Source organism: Acidimicrobiales bacterium, from assembly GCA_035533595.1.
Lineage (GTDB): Bacteria > Actinomycetota > Acidimicrobiia > Acidimicrobiales > Bog-793 > DATLTN01.
This window is the reverse complement of record DATLTN010000021.1, coordinates 1-26260: the sequence shown is the minus strand read 5'-3', so window position 1 is coordinate 26260 and position 26260 is coordinate 1. Positions and strand designations below refer to the sequence as shown.

25 protein-coding genes are annotated in these 26260 nt (G+C 73.6%); 9 read left to right on the top strand and 16 right to left on the bottom strand.

The features are described 5' to 3' along the window. Window positions 1-40: 40 nt before the first annotated feature. The 6 genes from VNF07_03470 to VNF07_03445 form a co-directional block, all read right to left on the bottom strand. Complete coding sequence (locus VNF07_03470; protein HVB05293.1) at window positions 41-718, bottom strand: DUF1345 domain-containing protein; 678 nt, start codon at window positions 716-718, stop codon at window positions 41-43. A gap of 365 nt (window positions 719-1083) precedes the next feature. After that, a complete protein-coding gene (gene ligD, locus VNF07_03465; GenBank protein ID HVB05292.1) occupies window positions 1084-2085 on the bottom strand; it encodes a non-homologous end-joining DNA ligase in 1002 nt (333 codons plus the stop codon). Window positions 2086-2265: 180 nt separating this feature from the next. Continuing rightward, window positions 2266-3150, bottom strand: coding sequence for a hypothetical protein (locus VNF07_03460; GenBank protein HVB05291.1), 885 nt, complete (start codon window positions 3148-3150; stop codon window positions 2266-2268). After that, window positions 3147-3443, bottom strand: coding sequence for a PadR family transcriptional regulator (locus VNF07_03455; protein ID HVB05290.1), 297 nt, complete (start codon window positions 3441-3443; stop codon window positions 3147-3149). Before VNF07_03455 ends, VNF07_03460 begins: the two co-directional genes overlap by 4 nt. Window positions 3444-3560: 117 nt before the next feature. Further along, the gene (locus VNF07_03450; GenBank protein ID HVB05289.1) at window positions 3561-4469 is read right to left on the bottom strand and encodes a cation diffusion facilitator family transporter; all 909 of its coding nucleotides are present in this window, start codon (window positions 4467-4469) and stop codon (window positions 3561-3563) included. After that, window positions 4466-4810: a metalloregulator ArsR/SmtB family transcription factor gene (locus VNF07_03445; GenBank protein HVB05288.1), complete on the bottom strand. Its 345-nt coding sequence runs from the start codon at window positions 4808-4810 to the stop codon at window positions 4466-4468. Before VNF07_03445 ends, VNF07_03450 begins: the two co-directional genes overlap by 4 nt. A gap of 78 nt (window positions 4811-4888) precedes the next feature. Between VNF07_03445 and VNF07_03440 the strand changes: the two genes are divergently transcribed. The 7 genes from VNF07_03440 (at window position 4889) to VNF07_03410 (ending at window position 11010) form a co-directional block, all read left to right on the top strand. Further along, window positions 4889-6043, top strand: a complete 1155-nt coding sequence (locus VNF07_03440) for an SLC13 family permease (protein ID HVB05287.1) — start codon at window positions 4889-4891, stop codon at window positions 6041-6043. Window positions 6044-6577: 534 nt separating this feature from the next. Next, window positions 6578-7342 carry a histidine kinase dimerization/phospho-acceptor domain-containing protein gene (locus VNF07_03435; GenBank protein ID HVB05286.1) on the top strand — a complete coding sequence of 255 codons (765 nt, stop codon included), beginning with the start codon at window positions 6578-6580 and terminating at the stop codon, window positions 7340-7342. Continuing rightward, a complete protein-coding gene (locus tag VNF07_03430; GenBank protein ID HVB05285.1) occupies window positions 7272-7667 on the top strand; it encodes an ATP-binding protein in 396 nt (131 codons plus the stop codon). Before VNF07_03435 ends, VNF07_03430 begins: the two co-directional genes overlap by 71 nt. Window positions 7668-7669: 2 nt before the next feature. After that, on the top strand, window positions 7670-8929 hold the full coding sequence (locus VNF07_03425) for a YncE family protein (protein HVB05284.1): 1260 nt from the start codon (window positions 7670-7672) through the stop codon (window positions 8927-8929). A 74-nt stretch (window positions 8930-9003) separates the two neighbouring features. Next, window positions 9004-10023: a hypothetical protein gene (locus VNF07_03420; protein HVB05283.1), complete on the top strand. Its 1020-nt coding sequence runs from the start codon at window positions 9004-9006 to the stop codon at window positions 10021-10023. A 100-nt stretch (window positions 10024-10123) separates the two neighbouring features. Beyond that, on the top strand, window positions 10124-10297 hold the full coding sequence (locus tag VNF07_03415) for a hypothetical protein (protein ID HVB05282.1): 174 nt from the start codon (window positions 10124-10126) through the stop codon (window positions 10295-10297). After that, window positions 10294-11010, top strand: coding sequence for a DedA family protein (locus VNF07_03410; protein HVB05281.1), 717 nt, complete (start codon window positions 10294-10296; stop codon window positions 11008-11010). The genes VNF07_03415 and VNF07_03410 overlap by 4 nt, the downstream gene beginning before the upstream one ends. A 32-nt stretch (window positions 11011-11042) precedes the next feature. On the opposite strand, the gene VNF07_03405 is transcribed toward VNF07_03410, so the two are convergent. From VNF07_03405 to VNF07_03395, 3 genes are read right to left on the bottom strand one after another with little or no spacing between them, the layout of a single operon-like run. Continuing rightward, the gene (locus VNF07_03405; protein ID HVB05280.1) at window positions 11043-12464 is read right to left on the bottom strand and encodes a glycosyltransferase; all 1422 of its coding nucleotides are present in this window, start codon (window positions 12462-12464) and stop codon (window positions 11043-11045) included. A 31-nt stretch (window positions 12465-12495) separates the two neighbouring features. Beyond that, a complete protein-coding gene (locus VNF07_03400; protein ID HVB05279.1) occupies window positions 12496-13629 on the bottom strand; it encodes a glycosyl hydrolase family 8 in 1134 nt (377 codons plus the stop codon). 1 nt (window position 13630) lies between these two features. Continuing rightward, on the bottom strand, window positions 13631-15979 hold the full coding sequence (locus VNF07_03395; GenBank protein ID HVB05278.1) for a glycosyltransferase: 2349 nt from the start codon (window positions 15977-15979) through the stop codon (window positions 13631-13633). A 171-nt stretch (window positions 15980-16150) separates the two neighbouring features. On the opposite strand from VNF07_03395, the gene VNF07_03390 reads away from it, so the two are divergent. Beyond that, window positions 16151-18307, top strand: coding sequence for an FUSC family protein (locus tag VNF07_03390; GenBank protein ID HVB05277.1), 2157 nt, complete (start codon window positions 16151-16153; stop codon window positions 18305-18307). 182 nt (window positions 18308-18489) lie between these two features. Here VNF07_03390 and VNF07_03385 read toward each other — a convergent pair whose 3' ends face one another. The 4 genes from VNF07_03385 to VNF07_03370 all read right to left on the bottom strand — a co-directional run bounded on the left by VNF07_03385 (window position 18490) and on the right by VNF07_03370 (window position 21158). Next, window positions 18490-18738 carry a hypothetical protein gene (locus tag VNF07_03385; GenBank protein HVB05276.1) on the bottom strand — a complete coding sequence of 83 codons (249 nt, stop codon included), beginning with the start codon at window positions 18736-18738 and terminating at the stop codon, window positions 18490-18492. A gap of 125 nt (window positions 18739-18863) precedes the next feature. After that, window positions 18864-19460 carry a GAF domain-containing protein gene (locus VNF07_03380; GenBank protein HVB05275.1) on the bottom strand — a complete coding sequence of 199 codons (597 nt, stop codon included), beginning with the start codon at window positions 19458-19460 and terminating at the stop codon, window positions 18864-18866. Window positions 19461-20074: 614 nt separating this feature from the next. After that, window positions 20075-20800, bottom strand: coding sequence for a GAF and ANTAR domain-containing protein (locus tag VNF07_03375; GenBank protein ID HVB05274.1), 726 nt, complete (start codon window positions 20798-20800; stop codon window positions 20075-20077). 127 nt (window positions 20801-20927) lie between these two features. Then, on the bottom strand, window positions 20928-21158 hold the full coding sequence (locus tag VNF07_03370; protein HVB05273.1) for a hypothetical protein: 231 nt from the start codon (window positions 21156-21158) through the stop codon (window positions 20928-20930). A gap of 98 nt (window positions 21159-21256) precedes the next feature. Between VNF07_03370 and VNF07_03365 the strand changes: the two genes are divergently transcribed. After that, on the top strand, window positions 21257-22165 hold the full coding sequence (locus VNF07_03365) for an alkaline phosphatase family protein (protein ID HVB05272.1): 909 nt from the start codon (window positions 21257-21259) through the stop codon (window positions 22163-22165). Window positions 22166-22256: 91 nt separating this feature from the next. Here VNF07_03365 and VNF07_03360 read toward each other — a convergent pair whose 3' ends face one another. The 3 genes from VNF07_03360 to VNF07_03350 all read right to left on the bottom strand — a co-directional run bounded on the left by VNF07_03360 (window position 22257) and on the right by VNF07_03350 (window position 25953). Then, window positions 22257-22628 carry an alkaline phosphatase family protein gene (locus VNF07_03360; protein ID HVB05271.1) on the bottom strand — a complete coding sequence of 124 codons (372 nt, stop codon included), beginning with the start codon at window positions 22626-22628 and terminating at the stop codon, window positions 22257-22259. Beyond that, on the bottom strand, window positions 22625-23146 hold the full coding sequence (locus tag VNF07_03355; protein HVB05270.1) for an alkaline phosphatase family protein: 522 nt from the start codon (window positions 23144-23146) through the stop codon (window positions 22625-22627). Before VNF07_03355 ends, VNF07_03360 begins: the two co-directional genes overlap by 4 nt. 1070 nt (window positions 23147-24216) lie before the next feature. Next, the gene (locus tag VNF07_03350) at window positions 24217-25953 is read right to left on the bottom strand and encodes an ABC-F family ATP-binding cassette domain-containing protein (GenBank protein HVB05269.1); all 1737 of its coding nucleotides are present in this window, start codon (window positions 25951-25953) and stop codon (window positions 24217-24219) included. Window positions 25954-26260: the final 307 nt, after the last annotated feature.

Below are 26260 nucleotides of genomic sequence, written 5' to 3'. Positions count from 1 at the left end.
CAGTGCTCCGCGCGAGCCAGTGCTCCGGGCGAGTCGGCGCTCAGGCGAGCAGGCCGGCGACGATGTTGATCGTCATCCCGAGGATCATCGCCCCGAAGACGAACGAGAGCAGGGCGTGGCGCAGGATCGTGCGGCGCACCGCGAGGTCGGTGATGTCGGTGTCGGAGACCTGGAAGGTCATCCCCACGGTGAAGGCGACGTAGGCGAAGTCGAGGTAGCACGGCGCTTCGTCGTGGCGGGCGTTGAAGTCGATGCCCCCGTCCTCACCGGAGTAGTAGAGGCGGGCGTAGCGGAGCGTGAAGACGGTGTGCACCGCGGCCCACGCGAGCACGACGCTCAGCGCGGCGAGGGCGATCATCGCCGCCTTGGTCCCCCCCGCGCTCTTGCCGGCGTGCAGCAGCGTCAGGCCCGCCCCGGCGATGCAGGCGGTCGCCGCCGAGACGACCACGAGGTCCGCGACGGCGGTGCTCGCATCCTCGCGATCGGCCCACTTCTCGGTCGCCTTGGCGTCGAGCGGGCGGATGATCCACCAGATCCGGGTGAGGAAGAGGAGCGACGCGACGTCCCAGCCGCAGAGGTCCGCCACCTGCCAGGGCGCGAGCGCCGCGCAGGCGATGCCCGCGGCGAGGCCGAGGGCCGCCGAGGTGAGGACCCGCCGCCCCGCTGGCGCGTCGCTCGGGCTCCCGCGCCGCGCGACGGTCAGCCCGTGCGCGTTCACGCAGGCACGACAGGCGGGGCGGTTCCGGAGCAGGTGTGCACGACCCCTCCGTACCCGAGGGGCGCGCTCGCCACACGCTGGGTGGGGGCGATTGGCCGGCGCGATCGACCGGTAGGCCTACTCGTAGCCCGGGTGCGCCGCCCGGTCGGCCTACGGCAGTGAGCAGATGAGCGACGCCGCGCCGATCTTCGAGTCCCTGCGCAAGCTTGACGCCCTGGAGAAGCGCTGGGGAGCCCCCCTGACCGGCGCAACGCGCGCCACCGCCCTCCCGCTGCACACGGAGCGCACCGCCCGGGGAAGCCGCCGACCGCAACCGCCTCACCGGGAGCTGAGCGCGACCGGGCGGGGGGGCGCCCGGGGCATCCTCAGGGCTCGAGCACGACCTCGCCGGGCCCCTTGTCGGGGCGCAGCCCGCGCCAGGAGGGGTGGCGCAAGTGCCCGTCCCCCGTCCACTCGCCGTACTGCACCTCGCCGACGAGCTCCGGGCGGACGAAGCGGGCGAGGCGCGTCTCGGCGGGGCTGAACGGCACCGTGAACGGGCTGTCCTCGCGCGCGAGCGGGGCGAGCAGCTCGAGCAGGGACCGGCGCGCCCCCTCGGAGAATCCGGTCCCCACCTTCCCGACGTACACAAGCCCCTCTGGCCCGGGGAGGCCGAGGAGGAGCGCGCCGAGGCTCCCCTTTCGCTCGCCGCGCCCCTCGGTCCAGCCCCCGATGACCACCTCCTGGGTGCGGAAGATCTTCACCTTCCGCCACGCACCGTTCCGCCGGCCCGGCGCGTAGCGCGAGCCGAGTCGCTTCACGACGAGCCCTTCGAGGCCGCGTTCACGCGCCACCTCGAGGAGCGCCCCGCCGTCGCCGCCGGCGACCGAGGGGGGCGTGGCTAGGTGCGGGGCGCTCAGCCCGAGACCCTCGAGACGCGCCCGCCGCTCCTCATAGGGGGCGTCGAGGAGGAGCTCGCCATCGAGGTAGAGGAGGTCGAAGACGAGCAGGCTGGTGGGGTACTCGCCGGCACGGCGCTCGACCAGTTGGCGGCCACCGAGGTGCAGCCGCTGCTGCAGGCGGCCGAAGCTCGGCCTCCCCTCCTCGTCGAGCGAGACGAGCTCGCCGTCGAGTACCGCCCGTCGCCCGCCGAGGAGGTCGGGCAGCTCGCCGAGCTCGGGAAACGAGCCGGTGAGGTCCTTCGCGTTGCGACTCTCGGCGCGCACCCGGCCGTCGGCGAGGTAGACGATCGCCCGCACCCCGTCCCACTTGAACTCGTAGGCCCACCCCTCGCCCGCTCCCGGCAAGGCACCCGCCTCGGCGAGCATCGGTTGGATCGAGGTGGGCAGCGGCTCGCCTCCCTGGCGCGCTGCGCGGCGCTCAGCCACGCCGCTCCTGGGCGCTCGCCCCGCGGCGCCCGCCCGACGGAGGCTTCCTCGCGCTGGTCGTGCTCATCTCGTGCTCTTCGCCTCGGCTCCGCGGCCCGCCTTGTGGATTACGGCCATCGTCGCGCCTCGGTCGCCCTCGTCGTCGGTGGCCCGGCCGCCGCAGCTCCGAGCGGCGCTTCCTCAGTCGCCCGCAGTCGGACGCCAGAGGCGGGCGCCCATCGTCGAGGAGACGACCGCCATCCCGGCCGCCCCGAGCAGCACGAGGATCGGCGAGAGGGCGAGCACCGCGCCACGCAGTCCGATCCCCCCGACGGCGAGCACGCGGCTGAGCGCGATCGCGCTGCCCACCGTCTCGGCGAGCAGGGCTCCGGCGCCGAGCACGACGAGCGCGAGGGCGGGACGGAGCTGGCGCGTGGTGAGCGAGGCGGCGTCGAGCGCGCGCACGACGCTCGCGCCGCAGCCACCGACGGCGAGCACGGTGGCGAGGGCGTAGGCGCAGAGGACCGCCAGCGCGACCGCCCCCGGGTGGTGCACCGGCCCGCGCAGCTCGGCGCGCGCGTACCAGGCGACGAGGCCAGTGAGCCCGAGCCAGCAGCCCACGATCGGCGCGGGGAAGCAGGCGGGGACGAGCACCCGCCGGTCACGAGATCGCAGCGCCGGGAGCACCACGGCCAGCCAGTAGCCGAACCCGACGAGGAGGACGACGCCGGCGCTCACCTCGAAGACGCTGCGTGCGAAGGAGTAGCCGCCCCAGCCCCACGAGGCGAGGCCCGGCGCCCGCTCGTCGTCGACCGCCTTGGAGAACGCCGCGGCGGCGGCCACCGAGGCGCACCAGGAGAGGAAGGCGATCGCGAAGCTCGTCACCAGGAGGTCGCGGCGGCGCTCCTCGGCCGTGCCGACGCTCGGTCGCAACCAGGCCGAGAGGGCGCCGCGGGCGAGGTCGAGCGCGGCGCGGCCACCGTGCCCCCGCTCCTCGGCGGCATGCAGCAGCTCGGGCCCGTAGCGCTCGCGAAAGCGCGCCGGGTAGGCAGCGAGGAGTGCCCGTTGCAGGCGCGTCGCGCTCATGCGAGCCCCCAGGCGCGGTTCGGCGCGGACGCCCGCAGGCGGGCGGTGCTGCGGGCGGCGAAGCGCTCCATCGAGGCGAGCTGGTCGCGCAGCACCTCGGCCCCGCGCGCCGTCAGCTGGTACGGGTGGCGACGGGCGTCCCCACCGTCGAGCCGCTCGATGAGCCCGCGCGACTCGAGCCTGGCGATCACCCCGTAGAGCGTCCCCGGGCCGAAGGCGGTCCCGGCCAGACCCTCGAGGTCGGCGAGGATCGCGAGTCCGTGCTTGGCGCCGTCGGCGAGGCTTCCGAGCACCAACAGCCCCGGATCGTTCCACTTCGGGTCATCGGCATGACGTGGCAAGGGATCCTCCGGTCCGCACTCTTGTTGGACATTATTATGTTCAACAAGAACTCCGGTTGCAAGCCGGCCTCAGCGGTGCACCGCGCGCTCGTGCTCCAGGTGCGAGGCGGGCTCCAGCTGGAACGTGCAGTGCTCGACGTCGAAGTGCGCGCCAAGGCAGTCGGCGAGGCGGTCGAGGACGAGGCCCGCCCCTCCATCGGCGAGCACCGAATCGGCGACGACGACGTGCGCAGAGAGGACCGGGACGCCGCTCGTCACGGTCCATGCGTGCAGGTCGTGGACGTCGATGACGCCGCTCATCTCGAGGATGTGGGCGCGCACCCTGACGAGATCGACATCCTTCGGGGCCGCCTCGAGCAGGATGTCGGCGGCGTCGCGCAGCAGCTTCAGGGTGCGCGGCACGACGAGCGCGCCGATGACGATCGACGCGAGCGCGTCCGCCCGCTCGTAGCCGGTGGTCGCGACGACAGCGGCGGCGACGAGCACCGCGGCGGCGCCGAGCAGGTCGGAGAGGACCTCGAGGAAGGCGCCCCGCAGGTTGAGGCTCTCGCCCTGGCCGCGCGACAACAGCGCCGCGCTCGTGAGGTTGCCGGCGAGCGCCACCCCGCCGAAGGCGAACATCAGCGACGGCCTCACCACCTGCGGGTGGTCGAGGCGGCGGACGGCCTCGATGAGGATGAAGACCCCGATGCCGAGGAGGAGGATCGCGTTCCACAGCGCCGCGAGGATCTCCGCGCGCTGCAGCCCGAAGGTGCGGGTGTCGCTCGGACTGCGCCCCGCGAACCAGATGGCGAGCAGCGACAGGCCGATCCCCGCCGCGTCGGCCGCGACGTGGCCGGCGTCGGCGAGAAGGACGAGCGAGTGGGCGAGCAGCCCACCCACGACCTCGGCGGCGAGGATCCCGAGGGTGATCCCGAGGACGAGCACGAGGCGCGCGCGATGGGCGACGGCGGCGGTCCCCCCGTGGCCGTGGCTCACGACGACCGCACCAGCACGAGGGCGGGGGCGCCCGCTCGGATCTCCCCGCTGCGCCCGGCGGCGAGCACGACGTCGGCGAGGTCCGAGAGCGCGTGCGCGAGGTGCTCGTCGGCGAGGCGGTAGGTGACGTTGCGCCCGCTCGCCTCGGTGAGGACGAGTCCCGAGTGGCGGAGGCGGGTGAGGTGATTGCTCGTGTTCGCTCGGGTAAGGCCGAGGAGGGCGGCGAGCTCGCTCGGATGCGCGGGCCCGTCGAGGAGGGCAAGGAGCAGCCGGCAGCGCGTCGGGTCGGCGAGCGCACGGCCCACCCGAGCGAGGGCGGCGAGTCGGGGCTCCACGGTCACGGAGCCGACAATACAGCAGTAGCTGTACCATTACGCATCCCGCTGCCCTGACGGCGGGGTTGGAGGAAGCGGGAATCGATGGGCGAGTCGCAAGGCGGCCGGGCCCGTCGTGGCCTCAGCACCCCCCTCCTCGTCCTCGTCGGGGCGGGCGTCGGCGCGGTGGCCGCGGTCCTCCGCCCGCACCCCGCCGCGGCGGCGGTGGCGCAGGACTGGGCGCCGTTCGTGCTCGTCGCCGGGCTGCTCGTGATCGGCGTCCTCGCTGACGACGACCGGCTCTTCGCGGCCGTGGGCGAGCGCCTCGCCCGCGCCGCGCATCACTCGGCGACGCTGTTCGTCGGTGCCGCCGCGGTCGTCGGCGTGGTCACCGCGCTCCTCAACCTCGACACCTCGGTCGCCTTCCTCACCCCGGTCCTCATCTACACCGCCCGCGCCCGCGACGAGCAGGGCGATGCCTACCTCTACGCGAGCCTGCTGCTCGCGAACGCCGCTTCGCTCTTCCTCCCCGGCTCGAACCTCACGAACCTCATCGTCCTTGGCCATCTCCACCTCGACGGCCGCCACTTCCTCGCCGAGACCTGGGCCCCGGCGCTCGCAGGCTTCGTCGCCACCGCGGCGGTCCTCGGGGTGCTCGAGCGCCGCGCCCTTCGCCACCGCGGGGGCGCCGCCACCGCTGGGCGGCGACCCCACCTCGGCGTCGGGCTCGCCTCGGTGACCGCCGCCGCGGCGCTGGTCATCGCGCTCCGCGCGCCAGCCCTGCCGGTCGCGGCGGTCGCGGTCGGAGCGGCCGCAGTGCGGACGGTCACCGACCGCTCGCTCTGGCGGCGCGCCGTGGCCGCCGTGGGGGTGCCCTCCCTGATCGGCCTCTTCGGCGTCGCCGTCGCCCTCGGGACGCTCGGGCGCGTGTGGCACGGCCCGGCGACGTTCGTAGGGCACCTGGACTCGGTTGGCTGCGCGGCTGTCGCCGCGGTCGCGGCGGTGCTCGTGAACAACCTTCCCGCGGCCTCGCTCCTCGCCGCCCGGACCCCGAGCCACCCGATCGCGCTCCTCGTGGGCCTCGACTTCGGCCCCAACCTCTTCCTCACCGGCTCGCTCGCGTGGCTGCTCTGGCTGCGGGCCGCACGGAGAGCGGGCGCCCGGCCCTCGCTGGCGCGGGCCTGCCGCCTCGGCGCCACGACGGTCCCCGTCGCGATCGCGACCGCCCTCGGGGCGCTCGCTCTCTCGGGCGCGCACTGAGGCTCGCGGTCGACCGACGCCGTCGATCGCGGGGCGCGCCGTGCGCTCGTGCGCACCCGCGGCGGGAAGCGCCAAACGTTTGGGGACGCTGCACGCGCGCACCTCGGCGACCGCCTGAGCAGTCGTTTCGGCTGCGCGCCACCGGAGCCCCGTGACCCTTCCGGTCCGCTGGCGCCTCGCACTGCTCTTTGCGCTCGGGGTCGCCGCCCTCGTCGCCGTCGGCGGCGCGATCTTCGTGAACGAGCTGAGCGGGGGGCTGAACTCCTCGCTCGCGGCCTCGGTGCAGTCGCGCTCGGCGTACGCGCTCGCGACCGGTCGCCGCGGCAGCGGGCTGCTCGCGGCGATGACCCAGAACGGGGCACCGGCGGGGCCGGGCGAGTTCGCGCAGATCGTCGACCCCTCGCGCGCATCGTCTCGGCCACCGGGCCGCTCTCCAAGCAGCACCTCGTCGGCCGGGCGACCCTCGCCGCGGCGGCGAGCCATCCGCTCACGACCGAGCGCAGCCTCTCCTCGGACGACGACCCCGTCGTCTCGGTGGCGGCGATCCGCGGCACGCCCAACTTCCTCGTCGTCGGGGCCTCGCTCGCGACCGTCGACCGGGCGATCGACGGCGTGCAGACGCTGCTGTTCGTGGGCGGCCCGCTGGCGGTCTTCGCCGCCGCCGTCGCCGGGGACGTGATCGCCGGTGCCGCCCTGCGGCCGGTCGAGCGGATGCGCCGGCAGGCCTCGGAGGCCTCCGCCGACGACGACGACTTCGCCCTCGACGTGCCGCGCACCGACGACGAGATCGCGGCGCTCGCGGAGACCCTCAACGACCTGCTGCGCCGCCTGCACGGCGCGCTCGGGCGGCAACGCGGCTTCATCGCCTCGGCCAGCCACGAGCTGCGCACCCCGCTCACCGCGCTCACGATGGAGCTCGACCTCGCGGCGCGCGCCGACCGCTCGCCCGGCGAGCTGCGCGCCGCCGTCGTCGCGGCGCGCGAGGAGGCGCTCCGCCTCGGCCATCTCTGCGAGGATTTGCTCCTGCTCGCGCAGTCCGAGTCGGGGGTCGACCTCGTGCGTCCACTGCGTCAGCCCGTCGCACCGGTACTCTCGGCATCAGTGGAGGCGATGCAGCGGCTGGCCGTCGAGCGGCACCTCTCTCACCCTCGACGCCGACGAGGGCCTCACCTTCGCTTTCGACGAGGTGGCGCTGCGACGGGCCGTCACCAACCTCGTCGACAACGCGATGCGCTACGCCCCCGCGGGGACCACGGTGCGCGTCACGGCACGCCGCGACGCGCAGGGGTCGCGCCGTGAGGTGGCGGTCCTCGACGACGGGCCGGGCTTCCCCGCGGCCTTCCTCCCCGGTGCGACCGAGGCCTTCAGCCGCCCCGACAGCGCCCGCGACCGCGCGCACGGCGGTGCCGGGCTCGGCCTCGCAATCGTGGCCGCGCTCGTGGAGGCGCACGGCGGCGAGCTCACCCTCGCGAACAGCGCACCGTACGGTGCAGCCGCGAGACTGCGCTTCCCCGACGCCACCGAGCCGCGAACGGCGCCGCGCGCACTGCCCGCCCCGACGGCGGGGCAGGACGTCACGGTGACCGAAGCGGGGCGCCCCCGAGCACGGAACGGAGTCGATTGAGCATGGCGGTTCGTCCCCCGCGCCGGCGGCACGGCGGCCGACCGAGGCGACGTCGCCGGGGCTGGCCGGCCGGTGTCGCCGCGATCGCGGTGATCGCCGCCCTCCTCGCGACGGCGGGGCGCGCGATTGACCCCGACCATCCCGCCACCGCCTCGTCGGTCGGCGGCTCCTCGGCCGGAGCTGCCGGCCGGTCGGGCCACGCGACGGTCGCCGCCCAGAGCTCGGCCCTCCCCGGGATGCCCCCGGTCGGGAACGCGAAGGACATCTACGCCGCGGACAACCCCTCGGGCCTGAGCCCGGCAGTGCGTGGCGACCGTCCCCTCATCTACGTCCCGAACTCCGGCGGGGATACCGTGACCGAGATCGACCCGAGGACCTACAAGGTCGTGCGCACCTTCGTGAGCGGCCGCAACCCGCAGCACGTCGTGCCCTCGTGGGACCTGAAGACGCTGTGGGTGACCAACGACCTCAGCAACTCGCTCACGCCGATCAACCCGAAGACGGGCCTGCCCGGGCCGAACGCCCCGGTGACCGACCCGTACAACATGTACTTCACCCCCGACGGCAGGCACGCGATCGTCGTCGCCGAGGCCCATCAGCAGCTCGACTTCCGCGACCCGCACACGATGGCCCTCACGCACGCGCTCTCGGTCCCCTGCCGCGGGGTGGACCACATCGACTTCTCGGCCGACGGCCGCTACTTACTCGCCACCTGCGAGTTCTCCGGGACCCTCGTGAAGGTCGCGACGGCGGCGGAGCGGGTCGTCGCCACCCTGCAGCTCCCGAGCGTCGGCGGCATGACGGGCATGCCCCAGGACGTCAAGCTCTCCCCCGACGGGAAGGTCTTCTACGTCGCGGACATGGTCGCGAACGGCGTCTACGAGGTCGACGGGGCCTCGATGCGGGTCATCGGCTTCATCCCGACCGGCCTCGGCGCGCACGGCCTCTACGTGAGCCGCAACGACAAGGCGCTCTACGTCTCGAACCGCATGGAGGGCTCGATCTCGGTGATCTCCCTAGCGACGCGCAAGGTGATCACCAAGTGGCGGATCCCCGGTGGTGGGAGCCCGGACATGGGCAACGTCTCGGTGAACGGCAAGGTGCTGTGGCTCTCGGGGCGTTACAACTCGGTCGTCTACGCGATCGACACATCGAACGGGAAGCTGCTGGCCGAGATCCCCGTCGGCACCGCCCCGCACGGCCTCTCGGTCTGGCCACAGCCCGGCCGCTACTCACTCGGCCACACCGGGATCCTGCGCTGAGCGCGCCCCGCGCGGGCGGGCGGCCCCGCGCCCGCACCACGTCGCGCCACTCCCGGCCCACCAAGGCGACCCTCGTGCGCCGCTGGAGCGTGCTCGTCGTCCTGCTGGCGGGGATCACCTCGGCCGCCGTCGTCATCGCCGGCCACCTCGGCAGCGGCGCGGCGCGCACCACCCTCACCTCGGCCCCGCGCGACCACCGTGGCGCGGCGCCGTCGGCGGCGCTGCTCACGGTCGCGACGCTCGGGTGGCACCTTCCCGCGGCCCTCTCGCGGCCGGTCGCGGTGGCCGTCGGCGGCGAGGCGCTGCTCCTCGCCGGACTGCACGCCGGCGACGTCTCGACCGCCGACGTCGTGCGGGTCGACCCGGCGAAAGCGAGCGCGGCCATGGTCGGCTCGCTCCCCGTCGCCGTCCACGACGCCGGCGGCGCCGCGCTCGGGGGGACGGCCTTCGTCTTCGCGGGCGGTGCCGCGACGACCCAGTCCGCGGTGCAGGCCTTTCGGGGCGTCCACGCCGTCGTCGCCGGCTCGCTCCCGGTCGGCCGCTCGGACCTCGCAGCGGTCACGGTGCACGGCGTCGCCTACGTCCTCGGCGGCTTCGACGGGAGCGAGCTCGTGCCGGCGATCCTCGCGACCCGCGACGGCAGCAGCTTCAGCACCGTCGGCGCCCTCGCGCAGCCGGTGCGCTACCCCGCGGTCGCGGCCCTCGGGAGCGAGGTCTACGTCGTCGGCGGCGCGCTCAGCACCACCGAGGGGACCCTCGGCGGCCCGCAGACCGCCGACATCCAGCGCTTCGACCCGGCCACGGGCTCGACGACGATCATCGGCCACCTCCCCCACGTGCTCAGCCACGCGATGGCGCTCGTCCTCGGCGGCCAGCTCTACGTCCTCGGCGGGCGCGACGGCACGCAGCTCTCGGGGGACATCTGGCGGATCGACACCCATAGCGGGCACGCGGCCCACGTCGGCAGCTGGGCGAGCCCGAGGAGCGACGCGGGAGCGGTCGTCATCGGCAGCGTGGGCTACCTCCTCGGCGGCGAGGTGAGCGGCCCCGTCGACCCGGTGGCCACCGTCACGGCGGTCCGCCTCGCCCACTGACCCGCGCCCGCCGGCAGACCCTCATCTGCTGTTCATGGTCATCTCATCTCCGGTTCCGTACCCTGTCGCAGTGCCCCTTCCCACGAGAGGAAACCCGTCGATGAAGCTGTCGGTGCCAGCCCACCCGAGCCTCGCCGCGGCGGGGGCGGCCGAGGGGCACTCGCCGCCCCGCAACGACCCCCGCACCCCGGCGGGCGGCACACGCGTCGCCGGGCGCGGCCCGGGGGCGGCTCCACTCGGCGGGGTTGCCGCCGACGGGGTACCCGGCCGATGACGCACCTCCTCCTCACCTGGGGCTACCTGGCGCTGTTCATCGCCGTGCTGCTCGCGGCGATGGGCATCCCGACCGGCTCCGAGCTCGTCATCGCCTTCGCCGGAGCACTCGCGAGCGGCAAGGTGAGCGGCAGCGAGCACCACCTCAACATCGTCGTCGTGATCGTCGTCGCCTCGATCGCGGAGCTCGCCGGCTCCTTCCTCGGCTACGGCATCGGCCGCGTCGGCGGGAGGCCGCTCGTCGAGCACCTCGGCAAGTACGTGCTCATCACCCCCCGCGACCTCGACCGCGCGGAGCGGCTCTTCCAGCGCCACGGCCAGCCGGTCGTCTTCTTCGGCCGCTTCATCCCGCTCGTCCGCTCCTTCGTCGGGATCGCGGCGGGGATCGCCGAGATGGCGGTGCTGCCCTTCGCGGTCTTCACCGGCCTCGCGGCGACGCTGTGGGTCGCGGCCTTCGCCCTCCTCGGCGACAGCCTCGGGGCGAAGTGGAACCACTCGCTGCACAGCGTGAGCACCGTCGGCTACGCCGTCGCCGCCCTCGTCGTGGTGCTCGGGGCCGCGCTGTTCCTGAAGCGCTTCCGCGAGGTGCGCCACGCGCACCGGGGCCTGCGACAGGTGCAGGGGGAGGCCGCGCCACGCGAGGGCTTGGTCCCGCTCAGCCAGCTGCCCGCGGAGCCGGTGGCGGGCGGAGGCCTGCCGACGACCGAGGGCTGACAGCGGGGCGAACCTCCCGACCGCACCCGCGGTCAGGCCGCATCGCGGTCGAGCACCTCCCCGATGAGCGCGAACTGCCGAGTGAGGTAGGTGGAGGGGAGGTACTCCTCGAGCACCCGCTTGCGGGCGGCGCCTCCGAGCTCTGCGGCGTGCGCCGGGTCGCGGAGCAACCCGGCCACCGACGCCGCGAACTCCTCGCCGTCGTTCGGGTCGACGAGCAGCCCGGACCGCTCCTCATCGATCTGGTCCTGGATCCCGCCAATGCGGCTGCCGAGGGTAGGGCGGCCCTTCCACATCGCCTCGGCGACCGTGAGGCCGAAGCCCTCGGCAAGGCTCTTCTGCACGACGACGTCGCTGCGGCGCTGCAGCGCATTGATCACCGCGGCGTTCTCCTCGAGGTCCGCCATCGGCACACAGCACAGGTGCACCTTCGCCCGCGCCGCGTCGGGGAGGCCCTCCCAGGCCGCGATCAGCTCGCGCAGCGTCTGCTCGCCCTCGGGGTCGTCCGAGACCGCCTCGGGCGCCGGGCCGGCGAGGATCAGGTGCACGTCGAGGTCGGAGGGGACGTGCGCGGCGAAGGCCACCATGATCCCCTGGTGGTCCTTCAGCGGGTCCCAGCGGGAGACCTGGCAGACGACGGGGGCGTCCTCGGGCACGGGGGCCTCCTCGAACATCTTCGCCCGGCGCGTGACGCGCTCGGCAGTGCCGTCCTGGCGGGAGAAGACGGGGTCCTCCTCCGCCGTCGTGGGGATGATCCCCGCGGCGTCGAGGATCGCCCGCACCTGCCCGGAGGTGAGGTCCTGGTTCTTCGGCGCGAAGGCGTCGATGCAGGGGGGGATGACGGCGACCCGCTGCTCGTCGAGGCCCTCCCAGCGATACTGGGCGCGCGAGAAGACCTGTGCCTCGGTGTGGTCCACGTAGGGGCGGAGGAAGCTCCAGGCGGCGCGTGTCTCCTCGCTCGGCTCGTCGGCGCCGACGTGGCAGGCCCAGATCACCCGTACCCCCGCCTCGGCGAGCGCCCCCGCGAGGCCGAGGGTCTGGGGGTCGTGGAGGACCGCGACGTCGCCCGGCCGTACCCGCCCGAGCAGTGACTCGATCTCGGGCTGCAGCGCCGACTCGTAGACCCGCCGCTCCTCCTCGCCGAGGCTCCCGCCATCGCCCCCGCTGCCGTGCAGCAGGTTGTGGATGCGCTTGGTGACCTCGAAGAACTCCTCGTTGCCCTCGGCGACGAGCCAACGGACGTCGATGTCGGCGCCGCGGGGGTAGCTGAGGATCGACTGCAGCATCTCCGCGACGCCGCCCCCGGCGGCCGTCGAGTTCACGTGCCAGACGGTGTGCCCCTCGAGACGGCTGCGGGCACCGGCGAGCGCGGCGAGGAACTCCGCGGCGCGCTCCTCCCCGAGGAGACGCTCGAACATCTCGGGGGGGCGGGGGCTGATCTCGACCTCATCCATGACTGGGCTCCTAGGGAAGGCGGTTGAAGGGCTAGCGGCAGGCGGCGAGCCCGCCCGAGGCGAGGGCCCCGGCGAGGACGACCCAGGCGTCGCCGTAGTAGGTGGGGGTCCGCTGCGACTGCGCGAGGGCGCGGGCCGAGAGCGCCGAGGCCGCGGCGCTGTCGCCGGCGGCCGAGGCGGCCGCGGCGCTGTCGCCGGCGGCCGAGGCAGCCGCGGCGGCGGCGAGGAGCGGGAGTGGATTGCTGGCCCCGTTCAGGGTGGCCCCGGTGAGCGAGAGCGCGAGCGCCCCGGCCCGGTCCCCCTTCTGCAGAAGCTTCCACCACGCCGCGGCGAGGGCGCGGGCCGTCGGGTCGCAGGAGGCGGCGAACCAGATCGGGATGCGCTGCGCGTCGAGGCCGTACTGGACGCCCGCGCCGCCGCCGGGGGCGGCGGTCGCGGTGAGCGCGCCGCCCGAGAGCGCGGCCCAGTCCGGAGGGAGGCGCCGGCCGCCGTGGGTGAGGGCGCCGACGAGGGAGATCGAGGCGCCCGCCGCCGCGCCCCAGCGGGCGTCGCCCGTCGCGGTGGCGAGGGCGGAGAAGACGCCGGGCGCGAGGTAGGAAGGGTCGACCACCAGTGGCTGGGCGGTGAGTGCCCACGGGCCGGCGACGGGGAGGGGGGCGCCCCCGGCGAGCGTCGCGCTCTCGTGCGCGAGCACCGCGGCGGCGACGCGCCTCCCAGCCCCGTGGAGCTCGCCCGCGCCAGCGCCGCGGTAGGAGAGCAGCGCGTAGGCGATGAGCACGTCGCCGTCGGTCGCTGACTGGCTGTCCTCGATCTGGCCGTCGCCGCTCGCGTGCCAGGCGAAGAGGCCGTCGGCGCGGGCGAGGTGCTGGCGGGTCCAGGTCCAGATTGTGCGCGCGACGGCTGGGGCGCCGGCCACCTCGGCGATGAGCATCCCGTAGGCCTGCCCCTCGCTCACGATGTCACTGCCCTGGTCGCGCCGCAGCACGCGGCCGTCGGCGGTGACGTAGCGGGAGAGGAAGCGCGTGGCCGCGCTCGGCCCCTTGCGCCCCGGCACCACCGCGGCGGGTGGCCGGCTCGTGGTCGGCGAGGAAGGCGCGGCGTCGGCACCGCACGCCGCGAGCACGGTGCTCATCGCGAGCAGGCCGAGGGCCGCGGCGCGTCGCATCTCACGGGATCGTCGTGGTCGTGGTCGTCGTGGTCGTCGTGGTCGGGGTCGTGGTCGTCGTCGCCCTCGCAATGGTCGTCGTCGTGGCCCTCGTGGTGGTGGTGGTCGAAGCCAGCGCGCTAGTCGTCGTCGGCGCGGTCGTCGTCGAGGTGGGCGCGGTCGTCGTGGTCGACGAGAGCCCGGTCGCGCCGCTGTTGCCGAGTGCCCCGCTGTTGCCGGCGAGCGTGGTGGTGGTGCTCCTGCCGGATGCGCCGCTCGGGAGGGTCGTCGTGACCGCCCCGTGGTGCTGGGTCGCCGGGCTCTTCGCGGCGCTCGCCCTCGCCGGGCCATAGTGCGCGGGGTGGCCGCTCGCCGGGCCGACGAGCTGTGGCGGAACGATGTTCGCGGGGCCGGGGGCGAGCACTGCGAAGGCGGCGGCGGAGGCGAGCCCCGCGAGGCCGAGGCTGCCGACCGCATAGGTGACCCGCCGGGCGCCGGCGCGGCGGTGCTCGGTGCGGCGGCGCTCTGCGAGCTCCGGCGGGAGGGCTGCACGCTGCGCGCTGAGGCTATTGATCGGCGCGCCGAAGAAACTCAGTGTGGGCCACAGGAGGAGGGCGGCGATGAGCATGCCTCCGTATCCCGAGCTCCGCGCCAGCGCGCCAGCGATCGCCGCCACACCGAGCACCCCGAGGAGGCACTCGACCCAGTTGCCGCGAATCGCGTCGCGCAGGTGACCCTCCTCCGCCGTCTTCGGGGTGCGCAGGAAGGCGGCCTCCTTGGCGAACAGCGCCTGCACCGAGGCGCGGGCGACGGTGAGGCTCGTCGACTGCCAGATGAGGAAGGCACCGATCGCGTCCCGCCAGGTCGCCCCCGTCCCCCGCCGCAACAGGGCGACGGCCCGCAGGAGGCCGAGGAGGACGAGGACGGGGATCGCTGCGAGGAGAAAGCCGGTGAGCTTACGAAACAGCAGGCCGCCGCTGAATGCGATGTTCGCCGCCCCGACGAGTAGGAAGGCGTAGAAGATGATGGCGAGCAGATCGCCGTACCACTGGATGGCCCCGGAGAAGTAGGCCCACCGCTGGCCCGCGTTCAGCCGGTTCTCCTCAGTACGGCGGCCGGGAAGCATCCACCGCCAGTGGCGGCGCAGGATCTGGATACCGCCGAAGCACCAGCGGAAGCGCTGGCCCTTCAGCGCCTCGAAGGTGAGCGGCATGATGCCCCTGCCGAAGGAGGGGTCGACGTGCAGGCCGGTCCAGCCGTCGCGCAGCAACCGCAGCGAGAGCTCCGCGTCCTCGGTGATGCACCACTCGTCCCAGCCCCCCGCCTGCTCGAGGGCACTCCGCCGGATGAGTCCCATCGTCCCCGCGAAAATCGCCGCGTCGCGCTCGTTGCGGGAGGGCTGGGAGACGGCGAAGAAGTACTTGTAGGAGTAGTAGAGGCGCCGGTAGAAAGCGGCCCCCTCCCAGTCCCGGTAGTCCTGCGGCGCCTGGATGAAGCCCACATGGTCGTCGGCGAACAGCGGCGCGCAACGCGCGAGGAAGGAGGGGTCGATCTGGTAGTCGGAGTCGACGACGCCGATAACCTCGGCGCGCTCGTCGATCATCTCCCGCAGTGCGTAGTTGAGCGCCCCCGACTTGTACCCCGGCCAGTCCGAGAGATGGGCGAATTTCACCCCGTGCTCGTCGCACCAGGCCTCGACGGGGCGCCACAGCGCCTCGTCGTCGGTGTTGTCGTCGAGGACGACCGTCTCGAAGTTCGGGTAGTCCATCGCCTGCAACGACACGAGCGTGGCGATGACCATGTCGGGCGGCTCGTTGTAGCAAGGGACCTGCATGCAGACGAAGGGGCGACGCTCGGAGTCGACCTCGTCAAGCTCCCGCTCCCCGATGCGACGGACCCACCTCGCCCTGCCGAGGGTGTCGCACAGCTCCCAGAGGTAGGCACACCCGAGGAGCGCCGCGAACAGCTCGAGGAGCAAGAGGATCATCCCGCCGATCGTCCCGCCGGCACCCAGATGGCTGACGAAGGTCCACCACAGCATGAAGACGAGGTAGGCGAGGAAGAGGTAGGTCGTGGCGGCCCAGCAGAGATGCGCGAGGGCGTTCCAGTTCCTCGTGACCGGCATCCACGCGAGGCTCACGATGACGAGCCCGACCGCCGCCGCCTCGAGGTTCGTGCGGGTCACCCCGATCGCGAAGAGGATCAGCGCGGTCACAGCGGCGAGCACCAACGTGGCGAGCGTGGTCGTGAGGAAGCGGCCGAGCCGCACCATCGCTCCGTCGCCGCGGCTCGATTGCCCCCGGATGAGGAAGAGCGCGAGGGTGGAGATCGGCGCGGAAAAGAGTCCGCCGAGCAGCAGCGCAGAGAGCATGAGGGATTCCTCCGACTTCGCTGTACCCCCAAGCGCCCGCGCCAACCGCGCGGACGGCGGAGGAGGAGCCGACGCGGTCCGCATGGGCCCGGCGCTGCGTGGCGCGGCAGCGTTAGCGTCGTCCCCGATGACGCGAGCCCGCCGGGGCCGATGACGGCGACGCCGCCTCGAGTGGCCGGCGCCGGAGCGTCGCTGCGGGACGCGCTGCGGCCCGACCTCTCGGCGATCGCACCGTGGGCGGGACTGCTCCGTGCCCTCCCCGTCGTGGTGATGGTCGCGATCGGGATGGGGCTCGGTCAACCGCGGCTCGCGCTGACGCTCGGGGTCGGCGCGAACTTCGTCGCCACCGCCTCCCTCGTCGGCGCGACCCGCGTGCGGGCGGGCCTGCTGTTCGTCGACGCCTTCGGCCTCGGTCTCGCCACCTTCGTCGGCTCGGCGAGCGCCTCGAAGGAGACCCTCCATCTCCTCCTCCTCGCCCTGTGGTCCTTCCTCGCAGGGCTGCTCGTCGCCGGCGGGCTCGGCCCTTCGACGGCCGGGGTGCAGTCCGTGATCGCCTTCGTCGTGTTCGGGCGGTTCGTGGACTCGGCCGGGCCGGCACTCGGGCTCGGAGGGCTCGTCACCCTCGGCGCGAGCGTCGAGGCGCTCGTGCTCGTCGTGCTCCGGCTCCCCCCGACGCTGCGGGCGCAGCGGCGCGCGGTGGCGGCCGCCTACCGGTCGCTCGCCGCCCTCGCCCTCGACCTCGGCTCGGACACGCCGACACCGGTCGGCAACGCCCTCGACGGGGCGGAGGCGGCCCTGTCAGTGGCGGGGCTGTTCGGCCGGACCGACCTCCGGGTGCTGCGCGCCCTCGTCGCCGAAGGATGGAGGATGCGCGTCGAGCTCGGAGCGCTGCGCGGCCTCCGCCGCCGGCTGGCAGGCACCCGGCCGGAGGAGGCACTCGACGCCCCACTGCGCGCCGCCTCCGCGGCGCTCGAGGAGATCGCGGACGCGCTCGCTCACCGGCGTCTGCAAACAGGGGCCGGGGCGTCGGCCACGGACAGTGGGCGCCTCGGCCCACACACACCGGTCTCGCCCGAGCCCCTCTTCGGCCAGTGGTCCACCCACTTCGGGGCGCTCGGGGGGCAGCTGCGCGCGGCGCGCAAGCTCGCCGACGACGCCCATCGGCAGGTGGTGGTGGGCCGGAAGCTCGACTGGCCGCAGCACCGAAGGGGCGCCAGCACGGCCCGGCCGCAGCCCCGCGAGCTGCTCGGGCGTGCGCTCCACGTCGGCCCGGCGGCGCTCCGACACGCGGTCCGCCTCGCCGTCGCGGTCCCCACCGGTGAGCTCGTCGGAAGGGCCCTCGGCTTCCCCCGCAGCTACTGGGTCGCCTTCGCCGTCGCCGTCGTGCTGAAGCCGGACTACAGCAGCCTGTTCCGGAGTGGGCTCGGCCGCATGCTCGGCACGGTCCTCGGCGGGACGGCAGCAGCGCTCATCGTCGGCGGGCTCCGCCCCGGCGCCGCCGCCGTCGTGGCCCTCGTCGCGTTCACCGGCTGGGCGGCCTACTCCGTGTGGTCCGCGAGCTTCGCCGCAGCGATGGCGTTCATGACGGCGCTCGTGCTGATCCTCCTCTCGACGACCCAGGCCGACACGCTCGCGACGGCACTCGACCGCCTGGTCGACACCCTCACCGGCGGGGCCCTCGCGCTCGGCGTCTACCTCCTCTGGCCGACGTGGAGCCGCCTCGACGCGCAGCGGGCCCTCGCCAGCCTCATCGACGCCGAGGCGCACTACCTGGGGTCGGTCCTCGGCGCGCTGGAGCTCGAGGAGGTGAACGGGAAGTCGCTCGCCGTCGCGGCGCGAGCGACCCGCCTCGCCTTCTCCGGTGCCGAGGCGGCGGTCAGGCGATCGCTCAGCGAGCCGCGGCCGCAACGCATCGACGCCCGCACGGGCGCCGGGACGCTCGCCATCACCCGCCGTCTCATCGAGGTCACCCACTCGCTGCGCATCGCAGCGCAGGAGGGGCTGCGCGTCGAGCAGAGCCACGAGCTCGCGGATTTCGCCGAGGCCGTCGGCCGCTCGCTCGAGTCGAGCGGCGAAGCCCTCGCGGAGCGCGCGCCGCCTCCCGCCGGCGGGGATCTCCGCGCCCGTTACGGACGGCTACGGACCGAACTCGGAGCCCAGGGGATGTCTGATGTACTCGCACTGCAGTTCGACGAGGTCGTCGACGCCACGAACAGCCTCGAGGCGCTCGTCGCGGCGGCACCGCAGCCGGCCCACGAGGCCCCCGCGCCTCGGCGTTGGCTCGAGGGGCGGCACGAGGGGGGGTCGCGCGCGGCGCGCACCGAGTAGGCGATCTCCACGCTCTGCCCGGAAGCGCTCGCTCGCTCCCGAAACCGAGCTCCGCTTCGGTGAACCCCACCGCCGATCCGAACAGCCAGCACGCGAGCTCCCGCGTCGCCAGCCCAGAGCTTCGACGATCCGGCAAGGTCGTGACCATCGCCCCGCCGAAGGCCCGAAGGCCCGAGGCGCGCTCAGCGACCGAGTTCGTCGGAGTACGGCGTCGGCTTCTCCCCTCCGAGCTCGCTGAGGCGCTCGTTGATCGCCTGCGCGAGGAGGTCGTAGTCGAGCCGCGCGGGCTCACGTGCGCCGGCGACGAACTCCGCCACCTCCTCGGGGCGCGCCATGCCGCCGAGCGCGAAGTAGGCGTACCAGAGGTCGGCGACCGAGAGCCCGGCCTGCAGGCGCGCCTTGTCGAGAAGCGTCTGCCCCGGTCTGGTCACTCCCCGTTCGTTACCCGTTCCTCGGCCCGCTCGATGAGCGTGGTGGCGATCTCTCGCACCTTGCGATTCTCGCGCTGTGAGCTCCGGCGCAGTGCGTCAAAGGCCTGCTCGCGGGTGAGCGCCTGCTAGCCCATCAAAAGGCCGGTGGCGATCCCGATGGCCTCCCGGCTGGCGAGCGCCTCCTTCAGGTTCGCGGCAGTCTCGTTGACGCTCATGTACGCGAGGGCGTTGCGCAACGCGATCGAGGCCTGCTCGGCGAAGAGCTCAGCGAGGCGCTGCTCGGCGCCTTGGAAACCGTCGGGGGCGTGCCCGTAGAGGTTGAGCGCGCCGAGGGTCTCGTCGCGGACACGCAAGGGCGTCGACAGGCTCGTGTGGAAGCCCGCCTCGATCGCCGCCGACGCGTACTCGGGCCACCGTTCCCGCGCGGTGTCGATCTCGACCCGCAGCTGCTCGCCGGTGACGATCGCCGCGAGGCAGGGGCCGAGACCCGAGCGGTACTGCGCGTCGTCTGCCTGCCTCGCGTCGGCGCTCGTCGAGTTGCTGGTGAAGACCGCGCCACCACGGACCAGCGAGATGCTCCCGGCGCTCACCGAGGGCATCGTCTGCGCGAGGACCCGCAGGACGTGCGCGAGGAGCTCTTCGAGCGAGTGCTCGTCGAACAGCACCCCGCCGAGCAGGGGGAACGGCTCCGCCAGTGGTTCAGGCGCGCCCGCATCGGCCACGTCGGCTCCCGATCGCAGAGTGGGTCTCGGGGTCGAGCCCGACCTCGGGGACCAGGTACAGCACCGGCCACTCTTTGACCAGGTTGCAGATTGTCGCTCGCAACCTACTCGGCCACCGTTCGGCGGCAGCCGCCCGGCGCGACCGCGGCTGGGTTCGCGCCCATCCGGTTCCGAGCGTTCGCGGCGGGGTATGGGTCCTCTGCAACAGCGGCCCAAAAAGCGGGCTCACATGATCGAACACGAGCTTCCGCGTCGCCTGACCGCGGGTGAATCGTCGAGCAATGTGCCGTCGACCTCGGCATCGTCGAGATGGCGCGGCCCTGCTGCTCGTCGACGAGCTCGTCAACAACGCGATCCAGCACGGCGCCGGGCGCATCGTGCTGCGGGTGCGGCGCCCACCGGGGCTGTGGGTCCGCGTCAGCGACGAGGGAGGCGAGTTCCCCTGCCAGCGGTCGCCAGTTCCGACCGACTCCGGGCGGAAGAGGGCTCCTGTTGGTGGAACGGCTCGCGCAGACCTGGGGCGTCGAGCCCGCCGCCCTCGGCAAGACCGTGTGGTTCGCTCTCGGCCGCTGAACGCGTCGGCCCATCGGCGTCGTCCACGCCGCGCTCGCGAGCTAACGATCGCTCGCGGGCCGCTCGGTGGCGAGATGCTGCGCTGACTCGACGATCTCCAGCGCCAGGTCGTGGACCTTGCGGTTCGAGCGCTGGGAGGCGCGCTTCAGGACCTCGAAGGCCCTTTCGGGGCTGTAGCCCTCCTGAGCGATGAGGATCCCTTTGGCCTGGTCGATCACGCCGCGCGACTGGAGGGCGTCCTCGAGGTGGCGGCGGAGCTCGTCGGTGCGCCAGAAGGCGCGGGCATTCGCGAGCGTCACGGCGGCGTGGCTCGCGAACACCGCGCCCGAGCGCGCGGCCCGGTCGTCGAAGCCGTGCTCGGTAGCCGAGTAGAGGTTCAACGCGCCGATCCCGTCGCCCCCGACGACGAGCGGATAGGACAGCACCGCGTGCACCCCGTTCGCCGCCGCTTCACGGCAGAACTCCGGCCAGCGCTCCTCGGAGTCGGTGGAGTCGATCCGGTTGGTGATCTGCCGACGGTAGGCGTCGAGGCACGGCCCGGCGTTCACCCGGTACTGGAAGGCGTCGACACTCGCCGCGACGGCGCTCGTCGCGACCGTCGTCGTCGGCCCGCTCCGCTCGAGGAGGGTGATCCCGGCCATCGAGCAGCCGGCGACGCTGGCACAGGCGAGATCGACCACCTGCTGCAGCGTGAGGTCGAAGGACTCCTCGCCGGGTGCTGCGGTCGCAAGGGAGCGCACTACGTCGGATTCTTCCGGCTCGGCCACCAAGCTTCCGATCTCGGCTTCGGAAGCTGTTCCCCAGAACTGGGAGGCGGCGCTAAGCCAACCCCACCAGCATAGGCATCGCCGGCCGATCCGCCGCCGCTCGTGGCTCGGCGCGGCCCGCCCGCGGCTACAGGCGGCGGTCCAAGAACACCTCATCGACCCAGAGGTACGCACCGCCACGCCAGTGGCGGAGTCCGTCCGGGCCGACCGCCTGCTCGACCCAGTCCTGCGCGCTGAACTCCTCGTCGATCGCCGACATCGCCCGGTCCGGCGTCGAGTAGATGCCGCGCGGCACCGCCGGCTCGTCCTCGTCCCACTCGCTCGTGATGAAGACGGTCGCCGGTCGTCGCTCGCTCATGTCGGCGATTCTGTCGGCAACGGCCGGCGGGCGCCGGGAGCGCGGTGGCGCCCCCGTGTCGCGGGGCCCGCGGGGCCGCGCGGGAGGAGAATGGGCCGGTGACCGTCCGCCACGCACCCCGACGGTCGGCCGCCCGAGCAGCGGGCCTCGCGCTCGCCCTTGTCCTCCTCGGCACGGCCGCGGCCGCGGTCACGGCCGCGACGGCGCGCGCCGCGACGGCGACCCCGTCGCCCTGCGGCCGACCCGTGCCGGCGCCCCGCTACCGCCACGTCGTGTGGATCGTGATGGAGAACCACGGCTACTCGTCGGTGGTCGGATCGGCGGCCGCGCCCTACCTCGCCAGCCTCGGGAGCGAGTGCGGCCTCGCGACGTACTACCGCGCCGTCGCGCACCCGAGCCTGCCGAACTACCTCGCGCTCACCTCGGGGACGACCGACGGGATCGTCGACGACGGAGAGCCGAGCGCCCACCACGTGGCGACGACGAACCTCTTCTCACAGCTGAAGGGCGACTGGCGCGCGCTCGAGGAGTCGATGCCGGGCGCCTGCGACAAGGTGACGAGCGGCTCCTACGCGGCGCGCCACGACCCCGCGGCCTACTACACCGATCTCGCGTCGACCTGCTCGCGCGACGACCTCCCGCTGCGAGCGCCACCCCCGCTCTCGGCCGCGTTCACCTTCGTCACCCCGAACATCTGCGACGACATGCACGACTGCCCGGTCGCGACCGGTGACGCCTGGCTCGCCCGCTTCGTGCCCGGCCTCCTCGCGAGCAGCGAGTACCGGTCGGGCGAGATGGTGCTGTTCATCACCTGGGACGAGAGCGACACCGGGCCGGCGAACGAGGTCGCGACCTTCGTCGTCGCGCCGTCGGTCCCGCGCGGGACCCGGGCTGCCACCCCCTTCACCCACTACTCGCTGCTGCGCACGACCGAGCAGCTGCTCGGCCTTCCGCTGCTCGGTGCGGCGAGAACGGCCACCTCGATGCTCCGCGCCTTCGGTCTCTGAAGCAGCGCCTTCCGGGGGAGCTGCCGGGAGGCGCGGAGCTCCGGAGGGGCAGCGACGGCGCGCCGCGCCCCTCCGGAGCCGGGGGAACCTCCTAGGAGTGCCCGTGACCTCCCTCGCCGGTGACCTGCCCGGTCGTCGGGTCGAGGAAGAGCGGCGGGTTGCGGTCCTCGCCGAAGCGGAAGAGCGTGGCGAGCGAGCCGGCGCTCTGGTCAGCGGCGCCGTTGCCCATCGCTGCGAGGGACCAGTTGTACTCGATGAAGCGGACCACCGAGCTCTGGTCGACGAGGGTGTTCGAGACGGCGTTGTGCCGCGAATAGGGGGAGACGACGAGGAACGGGATGCGCACCCCTACCCCGCACTTGCCCTGCTCGGGGGTGTTCGCCGAGCTCTGCGGGACGATGCTCGACGAGCCGCAGCTGCCGGGGTTGGTGAGCACGTCGAGCGGGGTCTGCGAGCCGCTCACGACCGGGGCATCACGTGGTCGTACCAGCCGTCGGAGTCGTCCCAGGTGATCACGACGGCCGTCGAGCTCCAGCTCGGGAGGGACTCGAGGTGGTTGATCGTCGACACCAGCCAGGCCTGCTCGTCGAGCGGGTCCGAGTACCCGGCGTGGCCGTCCTGGTACTCGGCGGCCTTCAGGTACGAGACCTGCGGCATGTTGCCCGCGTCGGCGGCCGCCCAGAAGTCCGCGAGGTCGTACTGGTGGTTCGTCTGGTCGTCGTGGCCGATCGCCGCCACCGAGGTGGGCGGAAGGTGCATCGGGTTGGCCGTCGAGGCGTAGTACTGGAAGGGCTCGTGGTGCGGGCTGTAGTCGGCGACGGTCGCGCCCCCGACGTTGTTGTGCGACTCGGCGCAGACTTGCGCGGTCGCGGGCGGGGTCGTCCCCTCCCCGGGCACGTAGCCGTTGTCGAAGCCGCCCTGGAACCAGCCCCAAGAGATGCCCGCCGTCGAGAGCTCCTGGCCGACGTTGTTCCCGCCCATCGTGACCGTTGCAGCCGGAGCGCGGCCGTCCTGGACGTAAGAGCAGAGGTCGTAGGTGGGGTCGGCGTCGGAATAGGTCGTGCCCGGCCCGGCCGCCGGCTGGTTGGCGAACTCGTCGGCCCGGTCACCGAGGTCGTGATCGCCGAAGACGCGGGCGCCGCGGCGTCATAGCCGGCCGGCGCGGGGCACGGGCTGTCGTTGATCGTGGCGCTCGTCGGGCGGCAGATCGCGCCGTAGGTCTGGGCCGCGGCGACGTTGAGCGCGCCCGGCGTCGAGGGGCCGTAGGTCGTCGCGTACGCGTTGTCGCTCATCGAGAAGTGCTGCGCGTAGTTCCACAGCGCGGTCACCGTGTTCCCGTCGTAGTAGTCGAGCGCCGCGTAGTTGCTCGAGGCGCCGGCGGGGATCGGTGAGGGGTTGGTGAGGCCCGCGTTCTCACTCGTGAGGCAGCTCTGCAGCGTGGCGTTGTTGCCCGTCTGCTGTGCGACCTGGTCGACCGCGCCGTGGTCCTCCGCCGCCTGCTCGGCGGTGTAGGCGTGGTCCTGGTCACAGGCCATCGCGTCGGAGGGGTCGAGCCGCACCGGGTTCGACTCGTTGCCGTTCGCCGCGAGCAGGGGGCCGCTCGGCTGGCCGTTGCTGACCGAGGACATCAGGCCGTTCACCGACGGGGTGCCCTTCGCCGCGGTGAAGGTCGACTCTCCGGAGGGGTTGCTCGCGATCGGGTAGGTGGCGAAGTAGTGGTCGAACGAGACGTTCTCGTCGAAGATCACGACGAGGTGCTTGATCGGCGTCTTGGTCGAGGCGAGCCCTGCCCGCCTCCGCCGTCGTGGCCCTTCGGCGCTGCCGAGCCGATCGCCGTCGCGCCGAGGACGAGCGCCCCCACAGGGCCGCGACCATCGCCGGAACAGTTCGGGTGAACCTCACTGGTCGCCTCCTGTTGTCCCGCGTCGGTGGTCGGGCGCGCCGCGGGCCTCGCGCCTCTCGTGGTTGTACGGCCGCGAGTTGAAGGTCGTGAGACCGCTGGGTGACGCGGGGCGGACGGCGCGTGAACACTCGTCGACGCCGGCCGGGGCTCAGGAGGAGGCTTCGGCCTCCTCGGCGAGCGACAGCCAGTGCGCCTCGACCTCGGTGAGGGCGGACTGCACCTCGGCGAGGTCGGAGCCGATGCGACCGAGCTCGACGTGGTCGGTGCTCGAGTGCATCGCCGCGGCGAGCTCGTCGCGGCGGCGCAGGAGGCGGGCCATCTCCTTGTCGGCCTCGCGGAGCTGGCGGCCGATGGTGCTCGCCGAGCGCGTCCCTCTCCCGGCGGCGGGGCGCGCGACAGCCACGCGCGGGCTCGTCGGACGCGCCGCCGGCTGGGAGATCGCGCTCACCCAGCCGGCCACCCCGCCCGGCACCCCGACCAGTCGGCCGTCGCCGGGAAGGGCGACGATGCGATCGGTGACCCGCTCGAGGAAGGTCCGGTCGTGGCTCACCGTCACGAGCGCGCCCGGCCAGTCCTCGAAGAAGTCCTCCATCCTGCGCAGCGTGTCGAGGTCGAGGTCGTTGGTCGGCTCGTCGAGGAAGAGCACGTTCGGCCGTTCGACGAGCACGAGCAGCAGCTGCAGGCGGCGGCGCTCGCCCCCTGAGAGCGTCGCGACGCGGGCGAAGGGGAGCTCACCGGTGAACCAGAACCGCTCCATGAGCGCCACGTCCTCGGGAGCGCCGGCGGGGCGCCCGGGGCCGGCGACGAGGTCGCGCACCCGCGCCGAGGCGTCGAGCTCGACGCCTCGCTGGTCGTAGTAGCCGCGCACCACGGTGGGCCCGACGACGACCTCGCCCGAGGTCGGCGTGCGCCGTCCGGCGAGCAGGTCGAGGAGCGTCGACTTGCCGCTGCCGTTCGCCCCGACGACGCCGAGGCGCTCGCCGGGCGCGAGGTCGAGGTCGACCCCGGCGAGCACCTCGGGGGCGTCGGGGGCGTAGCGGTAGGAGAGCGCGGCGCACTCAATGACCTTCTCGCCGAGGCGCGGCGTGTGGAAGGCCATCTCGAGCTCATTGGCGCGCGCCGGCGCGACGGGGCGCCCCTCGACGATCTTCAGCGCGGCGTCGATGCGCGCCTGCGGCTTGCGGGTGCGGGCCGGAGCTCCCCGGCGCAGCCAGGCCAGCTCGCGGCGCGCGAGGTTGCGCCGGGTGGCGTCCGCGGCGGCGGCGCGCTCCTCGCGCTCGGCGCGCGCCTCGAGGTACCCGGCGTAGCCGCCCTCGTGGACGTAGTGCTGGCCGCGGTCGATCTCCACCATGCGCGTCGTCACCCGATCGAGGAGGTGTCGGTCGTGCGAGACGAGGATGAGGCCGCCGCGCAGCGAGAGCAGGTGCTGCTCCAGCCAGGCCACCGCCGAGAGGTCGAGGTGGTTGGTCGGCTCGTCCAGGATCAGCAGCTCGGCCGGGCGTGAGAGCACGGCGGCGAGCGCGACCCGCTTGCTCTCGCCCCCGGAGAGCTCGCCCACGTCGGTCGCCGCGTGGCTGCCCATGCCGAGGCGCTCGAGCACCGCCCTCGGCTCCCATCCCTCCCCGACCGCCGCGCCCACCAGGCCGGCGGCGAGCTTTGGGTCCTGGTCGAGGTGGCCGACCCGCGAGCTGCGGGCGCGCCGCACCGTGCCCGAGTCGGGGGTCTCGACGCCCGCCGCGACGCGCAGCAGCGTCGACTTGCCGGTGCCGTTGATCCCCACCACCCCGACGCGCTCGCCCTCGCTCACCGTGAGCGATAGCGCCTCGAACAGGATGCGGTCCGAGCGGCGCACGGTCACCGCCTGCAGGTCGAGGAGGACGGGCATTGGGCGAGGGTATTCCCCTCAGCTCAGCGGCCTGGCCGTCAGGTGAGGGGCGGCGGGTCCACAGGTAGGCGATGCGAGGGCCGCGAGCGCCACGACCAGGAAGAGGCCCGTCCCGTCACCAGTCGGACAACCATCACCCGGAAGCACTCGCGGTCCGACGCGCGCGGGCGACGACAGCCGAGCGGATGTCGGTCTTCAGGGGTCGGAACCACGGGCTCAACCGCAGCCCAGGCGGCATCAAATACTTCCGGGTCGAGCGCGCGCAGGATGGTGGGACCTCCACTCGGTCGTCGGGGGCGGGGGGTTT

Coding starts and splice junctions, on each gene's coding strand:
- VNF07_03460 (HVB05291.1), bottom strand. CDS start 3,150: ATGAGCGCGACGCGCCTGCAACGGGCACTCCTCGCTGCCTACCCGGCG.
- VNF07_03440 (HVB05287.1), top strand. CDS start 4,889: ATGGGCGAGTCGCAAGGCGGCCGGGCCCGTCGTGGCCTCAGCACCCCC.
- VNF07_03430 (HVB05285.1), top strand. CDS start 7,272: ATGCGCTACGCCCCCGCGGGGACCACGGTGCGCGTCACGGCACGCCGC.
- VNF07_03425 (HVB05284.1), top strand. CDS start 7,670: ATGGCGGTTCGTCCCCCGCGCCGGCGGCACGGCGGCCGACCGAGGCGA.
- VNF07_03415 (HVB05282.1), top strand. CDS start 10,124: ATGAAGCTGTCGGTGCCAGCCCACCCGAGCCTCGCCGCGGCGGGGGCG.
- VNF07_03410 (HVB05281.1), top strand. CDS start 10,294: ATGACGCACCTCCTCCTCACCTGGGGCTACCTGGCGCTGTTCATCGCC.
- VNF07_03405 (HVB05280.1), bottom strand. CDS start 12,464: ATGGATGAGGTCGAGATCAGCCCCCGCCCCCCCGAGATGTTCGAGCGT.
- VNF07_03400 (HVB05279.1), bottom strand. CDS start 13,629: ATGCGACGCGCCGCGGCCCTCGGCCTGCTCGCGATGAGCACCGTGCTC.
- VNF07_03395 (HVB05278.1), bottom strand. CDS start 15,979: ATGCTCTCTGCGCTGCTGCTCGGCGGACTCTTTTCCGCGCCGATCTCC.
- VNF07_03370 (HVB05273.1), bottom strand. CDS start 21,158: ATGAGCGAGCGACGACCGGCGACCGTCTTCATCACGAGCGAGTGGGAC.
- VNF07_03355 (HVB05270.1), bottom strand. CDS start 23,146: ATGGGCGGGAACAACGTCGGCCAGGAGCTCTCGACGGCGGGCATCTCT.
- VNF07_03350 (HVB05269.1), bottom strand. CDS start 25,953: ATGCCCGTCCTCCTCGACCTGCAGGCGGTGACCGTGCGCCGCTCGGAC.